Origin of the sequence: Streptococcus danieliae (genome assembly GCF_025447695.1) — a bacterium.
Lineage (GTDB): Bacteria > Bacillota > Bacilli > Lactobacillales > Streptococcaceae > Streptococcus > Streptococcus danieliae.
Genome location: NZ_JAOBSU010000076.1, coordinates 1 through 8,309, shown reverse-complemented (window position 1 = coordinate 8,309; position 8,309 = coordinate 1). Strand labels below are relative to the sequence as shown.

Sequence of the window (8,309 nt, the reverse complement as noted above, 5' to 3'; positions counted from 1 at the left end):
AGACCGCCTAAACTTAAGACAGTCTGGTATTACACATTTTATTTATTTCAACTGTCTACTTGACACGGTACGTATCAGTTATGACAATTTTCTGGATGCTTTGTTGTTTTGTTCTTGTTTCAAATGACTATAAAAGTAAACTAAAAGACGATAATTAAAAAAAGTTGAGACTGGGACTAGGAACTAAATTTTCTCAAAATTAGTTCTTTCCCATTCTCAACTCATACAAAATTATTATTAGTTACGAACAGCTGATGCAAACTCTTCTTTGGCAAATGCTTCATCAATAATCGCTTTCAATTGGTTAGCAGATGCTTGCATTTGTTGCAATTCGCGGTCGTTTAATGGGATGTTTACAGGACGAACGATACCGTGAGCACCAACGATGGCAGGTTGTCCGATGAAGACATCGTCAATACCGTATTGGCCTACTTGGTAAGTAGAAAGTGGGAGTACAGCATTTTCGTCATCCAAGATGGCTTTAGTGATCCGTGCTAGGGCAACAGCGATACCGTAGAAGGTAGCACCTTTTTTCTCGATGATGGAGTAAGCTGCATCACGAACAGACACAAAGAGATCAACAAGGCCTTGCTCGTCAATATCACGGTTGTCTTGCAACCATTGCTCCAATTTTACACCTGCAACGTTTGCGTGTGACCAAACGGCAAACTCAGAATCTCCGTGCTCACCCATGATGTAGGCGTGGACAGAACGAGCATCGATACCGATTTTGTCAGCAAGTGCTTGACGGAAACGAGCTGAGTCTAGAGAAGTACCAGAACCGATTACGCGCTCTTTAGGGAAACCTGAGAATTTCCAAGTTGAATAGGTAAGGATATCTACTGGGTTAGCAGCTACCAAGAAAATACCGTTAAATCCAGAGTCAACGATTTGAGTAACAACTTCTTTGTTGATACGCAAGTTTTTCTCAACCAAGTCCAAACGAGTTTCACCTGGTTTTTGTGGAGCACCAGCAGTCAAAACAACAAGGTCAGCATCGTGTGCATCTGAATAGTCAGCAGCGTAGATTTTCTTAGGTGACGTGAATGCTAAAGCGTGGCTCAAGTCTTCTGCATCGCCTTGAGTTTTTTCTTTAAAGATATCTACAATACCCAACTCTTGTGCAATTCCTTGGGTAACAAGTGCAAATGCGTAAGATGAACCTACAGCACCATCACCAACAAGGATAACCTTTTTGTGTTGTTTAGTAACAGTCATGATCTAAACATCTCCTTTTCTTTTTAAAGAGAGTTACCTCTCTCACATAGTCAATTCTACCACCCAAAATACGTTTTGTCGATAGTCCAAAGAGATGTAAACGCTTAAACAAATATTTTTTTGTGAAAACTGAGCATATTATTTGAAAGCGGATTCAGATAATGCTATAATTAATTAAAGTTAATCCTCATAGAGCGATTAACAGTTTAAAATGGTTAAACTTAAGGAGGAATTTTTATGGTTTTCAAAACAAGTAATGCTGAGGGACCTGTTGATTTTATTAATACTTATGATCTAGAGCCAATGGCTCAAAAGGTTATTCCGAAAGCTGCTTTTGGATATATTGCGAGTGGTGCTGAAGATACCTTTACCCTACGTGAAAATATCCGTGCATTTAACCATAAGTTGATTGTACCACATACTTTGATGGATGTTGAAAATCCTTCAACAGAAGTGGAAATTTATGGAGATAAGCTATCGTCTCCAATCATCATGGCACCGGTTGCGGCTCACAAACTAGCCAATGAACAAGGTGAAGTTGCAACTGCTAAAGGAGTTCATGAATTTGGATCCCTCTTTACAACTAGCTCTTACTCAACTACTGACTTGCCAGAAATTACTCAAGCCTTGAATGGTACCCCACACTGGTTCCAATTCTACTTCAGTAAAGATGATGGGATCAACCGTCACATCATGGACCGTGTAAAAGCTGAAGGCTACAAGGCTATTGTCTTGACTGCTGATGCAACAGTTGGTGGTAACCGTGAGGTTGATAAGCGTAATGGATTTGTGTTCCCAGTAGGTATGCCAATCGTTGAAGAATATCTACCTGATGGAGCTGGTAAAACAATGGACTTCGTTTACGAGTCTGCTAAACAAAAACTTTCTCCACGCGATGTAGAGTTTATTGCAGAGTACTCTGGTCTTCCAGTTTATGTAAAAGGACCACAATGTAAAGAAGACGTTGAGCGCTCACTTGGTGCAGGTGCTGCGGGTATCTGGGTAACCAACCACGGTGGTCGTCAAATCGATGGTGGGCCTGCTGCCTTTGATTCACTTCAAGAAGTGGCTGAAGCAGTTGATAAACGTGTTCCAATCGTCTTCGACTCAGGAGTACGTCGTGGTCAACACGTCTTTAAAGCCCTTGCTTCAGGTGCTGACCTAGTCGCTATCGGACGTCCAGTTATCTATGGACTTAGCCTTGGAGGTAGTGTCGGAGTTCGCCAAGTATTTGAACACCTCAATAGCGAATTGAAAACTGTTATGCAATTGTCAGGAGCACAAACTATTGAAGATGTTAAGAAGATTAAACTTCGCCACAACCCATACAATCCAAGCTTCCCTGTAGATTCTCGGGACTTGAAACTTTACTAATCTCTTGAAACGGCTGCTTGTCAGCCGTTTTTTGCTGGATTGAAATCACGGCTCTAGGGAAGCATTTATTTTTGAGGTTGACCTGCTTGAATCCATTGAATAACGTGCTTTTTTGGCTTTTTTTTGCTATAATTATAGATAGTATTGTGTAGAGAAAGGCATTGGAAATGCAGGATAAACACCTTGTAGATGTAAATTTAACGAAAGAGATGAAGTCGAGTTTTATCGACTATGCCATGAGTGTTATCGTGTCTCGAGCTCTGCCAGATGTTCGAGATGGTTTAAAACCTGTTCATCGCCGTATTCTTTACGGAATGTATGATTTAGGAGTAACCCCAGATAAGCCCCATAAGAAATCCGCTCGTATTACCGGGGATGTCATGGGTAAATATCATCCTCATGGAGATTCATCAATCTATGAAGCGATGGTGCGGATGGCCCAGTGGTGGTCTTACCGCCACATGCTGGTTGATGGTCACGGAAACTTTGGTTCCATGGATGGGGACGGTGCAGCGGCTCAGCGGTATACTGAGGCGCGGATGAGTAAAATCGCTCTCGAATTACTAAGAGATATTCAGAAAGATACCGTTGACTTTGTTCCCAACTACGATGGTAGTGAGATGGAGCCGTCCATTTTGCCATCTCGGTTCCCCAATCTGCTTGTTAACGGGGCTACCGGGATTGCTGTCGGGATGGCAACCAATATTCCACCGCATAACCTAGGTGAGTCAATTGATGCGGTGAAATTGCTGATGGATAATCCAGAAGCTACTACCCGTGAATTGATGGAAGTTTTGCCAGGTCCAGACTTTCCAACTGGAGCTCTGGTCATGGGCCGCTCAGGTATTCATAGAGCTTACGAGACCGGGAAGGGGTCTATTGTCCTTCGGTCTCGGACCGAGATTGAGGAAACCAAGTCTGGCCGAGAACGAATTGTTGTGACCGAATTTCCTTATATGGTCAATAAAGCCAAGGTCCAAGAACATATTGTCAAATTGGTCCAGGAGAAGAGGATTGATGGAATCACTGCGGTCAGAGACGAGTCTAACCGAGAAGGGGTTCGCTTTGTGATTGAAGTTCGCAGAGATGCATCCGCCAATGTTATTTTAAATAACCTCTTTAAGCTGACTCAGATGCAGACCAATTTCTCCTTTAATATGTTGGCGATTCAGAATGGCATTCCTAAAATTCTTTCCCTTCGTGAGATCCTTGGTGCCTATATCGAGCATCAAACGGACGTTGTCGTTCGTCGGACTCGTTTTGATAAGGAAAAAGCCGAAGCTAGAGCCCATATCTTAGAGGGTCTGTTAATTGCGCTGGACCATATTGATGAAGTTATTCAAATCATTCGCAATAGCGAGACTGATGCCCAGGCTCAAGCTGAGTTAATGGAGCGTTTCCAACTATCCGAACGGCAAAGTCAAGCCATCCTAGACATGCGCCTCCGCCGTCTGACAGGTTTGGAACGTGATAAGATTCAGTCTGAGTATGACCAGCTCTTGGAACTGATTGCGGACTTAGCAGATATTCTGGCAAAACCAGAACGTGTTAAGCAAATTATCCAAGAAGAATTGGATGAGATTAAACATAAATATGCCGATCCTCGTCGAACTGAATTGATGATTGGGGAGATTCTTAGTCTTGAGGATGAAGACCTTATCGAAGAGACCGATGTCTTGATTACCCTATCCAATAAGGGCTATATCAAGCGTTTGGACCAGTCCGAGTTCACGGCTCAAAAAAGGGGCGGACGCGGTGTCCAAGGAACTGGTGTCAAGGATGACGATTTTGTCAGCCAATTGGTTTCGACCAGTACCCATGACCATCTGCTCTTCTTTACAAATCGCGGCCGAGTCTACCGTCTCAAGGGCTATGAAATCCCTGAATATGGCCGGACAGCCAAAGGTTTACCTATTATTAACCTGCTGAAATTGGAAGAAGGCGAGAGCATCCAGGCCCTTATGAATGTGACCAAGGAACAGGAGGATGAAGGATTCTTCTTTTTTACCACCAAGTCTGGTATTATCAAACGAGTTCCGATTTCAGCCTTTAAAAATATCCGCCAAAATGGCTTGCTGGCTCTCAAACTTCGCGATGAAGATGAGTTGATTAATGTGCTCTTGACCGATGGCCAATCTGAAATCTTAATCGGAACCCGCTATGGTTATGCAGTTCGCTTTATGGAAAACAGTCTACGTCCGCTTGGCCGTGGTGCAGCCGGGGTCAAGGGTGTAAGCCTACGCGACCAAGACCAGGTAGTAGGTGCAAGTATCGTAACCGATGAAGATGATCTAGTTGTGATCACAGAATTGGGCTATGGAAAACGAACCCCTGCCAAAGAATTCCCGACTAAAAACCGGGGTGGTAAGGGAATGATTCTCGCAAAGATCACTGAAAAGAATGGTCCGCTTGTTGGCCTGGAAACAGTAAGCGAGGAACATGATTTAATGGTTATGACCGACAAGGGAGTGGTTATTCGAACCCATGCGGCGGATATTAGCCGTATCGGACGTGCTGCTCAAGGAGTTAAGATCATGCGTTTGATTGAGGACTCTCGGATTGTAACCTTTACAACAATTGATGCAGAAATGGAAGAAACAATTGAAGATGGCGAAGAATAAAAAGAAAACGAGAAATTGGCCACGTTACCTGCTCGCAGGAATTCTCTTTATCGTGGCTCTGGGATTGATTTTTAACAGTTCAATCCGGAATATGATTATGGTTTACCACACCAACCAATACCAGGTTGCTAAAGTATCCAAAGAAAAGATTGAAGAAAATAAGGCAGCAGAGGCCAATTTTGATTTCCAAAGTGTTGAAGCTCTATCAACAGAGCGGGTGTTAGAAGCTCAAATGAATCAACAGGAACTCCCTGTTATTGGAGGGATTGCGATTCCTGATTTGAGTGTTAACCTACCTATCTTTAAAGGTTTGGCTAATGAGGTTCTTTATTATGGAGCCGGTACTATGAAGGCTGACCAGGTGATGGGAAAAGGCAACTATTCGCTAGCTAGCCACCATGTCTTTGGGATTACAGGTGCTAATCAGATGCTCTTTTCACCATTGGAAAATGCCCAAAATGGTATGAAAATCTATTTGACAGATAAAGACAAGGTTTATACTTATACAATTAAGAGCGTTGAGACCGTGACACCGGATCGGATTGACGTGATCCAGGATACGGAAGGTGTAAATGAGCTGACTCTGGTGACCTGTGAGGACGCAGCCGCAGTCTATCGGACTATTGTGAAGGCTGATTTGACAGAGGAGTCCGACTTTAATAGCACCAATCCAGAAGTCTTGAAAGCATTTGAAAGTAGCTACAATCAAATGCAGCTGTAATCGTCCAAGGTTTGGGACAAGTTGTTCCAAACCTTTTTCTAATAGAAAGGAATACCACCGTGATGTCAGATTATCGTTCGAAGAAAGCGGAACGACGTCGACGAGAACGGCGAACTTTAGGGATACTTTTTACAGTATTAGTACTTTTACTGGCTCTTTTTCTCAGTCTAGACTTTTTGGAAAAAGGAAAAAAGAGTCTAATAGCACCGCTCCTTTCTTTTTTTCAACCCAAAGAAGTAGCCAAACCGCGTTTTAATGAGGGAAATCAGGTACTCTACAAGGATGGGGATGAAGAAATTATTGGTCGTGTTATCAAGAGTACTGAGGATCCTGAGCAAGGCTTTGTTTATGAAGTTGAGCTGGAGTTAGGAGTGACCCAAAAGGAGATTCCAGAGAAGGAACTGTCGGCTGTTGCCACCCTCTACCAATTGGGAGAAGATGTCGATTTGGCGCCAGCTTCGACCTTGGAAGGGAGTGGTCAAATTACAAAAATTAACCGTGTGCAGGATCAGATTATTTATGAGGCCTCGGTTGAAAATTTGGGCCACGTTTATGATATTAAAGAAGATGAGCTGAAAACCACGATTCAAATCGAACTGCGAGCGGAAAATAGCCGTGAGGAAAACAATGAAATTTTCCGACAAGCTCTGGAAGCCTCCAGTAAAAACGGCTTCACTATCTTAGAATTCCCAGAAGGTGAATTTGAATTGGGCTTTGATGATCCTGCCAAGGAGTACTTTATCCTCCCTTCGAATATTCAATTACGAGGGAACAACACAACCTTGGTCGTGGATGGTGCCATGTTCTGGTTTGGTTTAGCGACAGGACCGGGTGCGACAGATGGCCTAACCAATTTCATTTTGGAAGATTTGCATATCCGAGCTAAGGATCTGAAAAATGGCAATCAGTTTATGTTGATGGCCAATCATGGCTATAACTGGACGATTCGGAACAATCAATTTACCATGGTTCATAAAATGAGTAGCCATGTATTTGATTTAGGTGGCGTTCAATATGCGGAATTTATCGGCAACACCTTCGCTGGTTATGCTCCTAATCTGACAGCTACCAGTAGCTTGCCAGAAAACACGGACCTGCATCCCTTCTATGCTGAAGCAATCCAGCTAGATGCCAGCAATAACAGTGGTGTTTGGGATGGAGCTTATCTCCGGAACATCGATCCAAATTATACCGCCAATAATCCGGAAACAATCCTATCTAGTGGCATTGTCATCCGTAACAATGAGTTTGTTCCTTATAAGGATAACTCTGGTAAGATTGTCGCCTATAGCGCCACAATCGGCCAGCATTCTTCTAAAGTGGGCTATATTACCCTCTCTGGTAATTTGTTCCAGTCTACCCTATCTACCCGGTTTGGCCCTCTAGGAGATGATCGTTGGGTCCTCCGCCCCATCCATTTCCCCCTTGAAACAACAACGGTCACCGAGTATGATAATCGGATTGAACCTTAAGAAGGAGACAACAAAAAAACGGATTTTATCCGTTTTTTTGTTGGACTCGATTTTCGAATAAATAGATGGAGGTGACGGATATGTACGAGATTAAAGATGCCAGTCCATCCCTTTTACCCAGGGAGCGATTAGTGGAAGAAGGAGCCGAGCAATTGAGCAATCAAGAGCTGCTAGCGATTCTCTTAAGAACAGGGCTTAAGGGCCAATCCTCACTTGAGATTGCCCAGCTTTTGCTGAAACATCTCACAAGCCTGGCTGAACTGCGTTACCTGACCCTGAGTGAGTTACAGGCTATTCCAGGGGTTGGTCTCGTCAAGGCAATCGAGTTAAAAGCCATGGTCGAGTTAGGGAAGCGGATTGATCAAGCTAAATTAAAAAAAGATCAGGCCGTCCTATCCAGTCATCAATTAGGTCTGCGCTTGGTCAAGGAACTAGGCTCCTTGAGGCAGGAGCATCTCCGAGCTATCTATTTGGATACCCGTAATCAGATTTTAGAAGAACGAACGATTTTTATTGGCTCTGTTAGCAGAAGCCTAGCCGAACCACGCGAAATACTTCATTATGCCGTTAAACACATGGCGACCTCCTTAATTGTGGTTCACAATCATCCGTCAGGATCTCTTAAACCCAGTCCCAATGATGATCGAGTGACTCGCATCTTGGCAGAGGCAGCAGGGACTCTGGGAATCCAACTTTTGGATCATTTGATTATCACCCAGGAAGCTTATTTTTCCTATCGAGAAGAAGAGCGATTGCCACAGTTGTAAAATCCACTGCTTGCAAAAAATCGAGAACATTTTCTGTTCTCGATTTTAGATAGCTATTTAGGGCACCTCTAAAAACCAGAAGTATTCCGTCATATAAAAAAAGAAGGGACTCTTGCCCTCCAATTTCCAGCAAAAG

Annotated in this window: 6 protein-coding genes; 5 read left to right on the top strand and 1 reads right to left on the bottom strand. The window is 43.4% G+C overall.

Translation table 11 applies throughout. The features are described from left to right. Nucleotides 1-237: 237 nt before the first annotated feature. A complete protein-coding gene (locus N4310_RS06245; RefSeq protein ID WP_160333230.1) occupies nt 238-1,218 on the bottom strand; it encodes an L-lactate dehydrogenase in 981 nt (326 codons plus the stop codon). A gap of 237 nt (nt 1,219-1,455) precedes the next feature. Here N4310_RS06245 and lctO point away from each other — a divergent pair, with 237 nt between their 5' ends. From lctO to radC, 5 genes are all read left to right on the top strand, one after another. Continuing rightward, entirely contained in the window at nt 1,456-2,592 is a 1,137-nt protein-coding gene (gene lctO / locus N4310_RS06240; RefSeq protein ID WP_179924005.1) for an L-lactate oxidase, read from the top strand. 167 nt (nt 2,593-2,759) lie between these two features. Continuing rightward, entirely contained in the window at nt 2,760-5,213 is a 2,454-nt protein-coding gene (gene gyrA, locus N4310_RS06235; protein ID WP_262092504.1) for a DNA gyrase subunit A, read from the top strand. After that, on the top strand, nt 5,200-5,934 hold the full coding sequence (locus N4310_RS06230; RefSeq protein WP_179924003.1) for a class A sortase: 735 nt from the start codon (nt 5,200-5,202) through the stop codon (nt 5,932-5,934). The genes gyrA and N4310_RS06230 overlap by 14 nt, the downstream gene beginning before the upstream one ends. A gap of 62 nt (nt 5,935-5,996) precedes the next feature. Next, complete coding sequence (locus N4310_RS06225) at nt 5,997-7,406, top strand: HlyD family secretion protein (RefSeq protein ID WP_262092502.1); 1,410 nt, start codon at nt 5,997-5,999, stop codon at nt 7,404-7,406. A gap of 80 nt (nt 7,407-7,486) precedes the next feature. Further along, the gene (gene radC / locus N4310_RS06220; protein WP_179924001.1) at nt 7,487-8,173 is read left to right on the top strand and encodes a RadC family protein; all 687 of its coding nucleotides are present in this window, start codon (nt 7,487-7,489) and stop codon (nt 8,171-8,173) included. Nucleotides 8,174-8,309 lie beyond the last annotated feature (136 nt).

Bases quoted from the DNA above. Each gene is read 5' to 3' on its own strand.
- lctO (WP_179924005.1), top strand. From the start codon at position 1,456: ATGGTTTTCAAAACAAGTAATGCTGAGGGACCTGTTGATTTTATTAAT.
- gyrA (WP_262092504.1), top strand. From the start codon at position 2,760: ATGCAGGATAAACACCTTGTAGATGTAAATTTAACGAAAGAGATGAAG.
- radC (WP_179924001.1), top strand. From the start codon at position 7,487: ATGTACGAGATTAAAGATGCCAGTCCATCCCTTTTACCCAGGGAGCGA.
- N4310_RS06230 (WP_179924003.1), top strand. From the start codon at position 5,200: ATGGCGAAGAATAAAAAGAAAACGAGAAATTGGCCACGTTACCTGCTC.
- N4310_RS06245 (WP_160333230.1), bottom strand. From the start codon at position 1,218: ATGACTGTTACTAAACAACACAAAAAGGTTATCCTTGTTGGTGATGGT.
- N4310_RS06225 (WP_262092502.1), top strand. From the start codon at position 5,997: ATGTCAGATTATCGTTCGAAGAAAGCGGAACGACGTCGACGAGAACGG.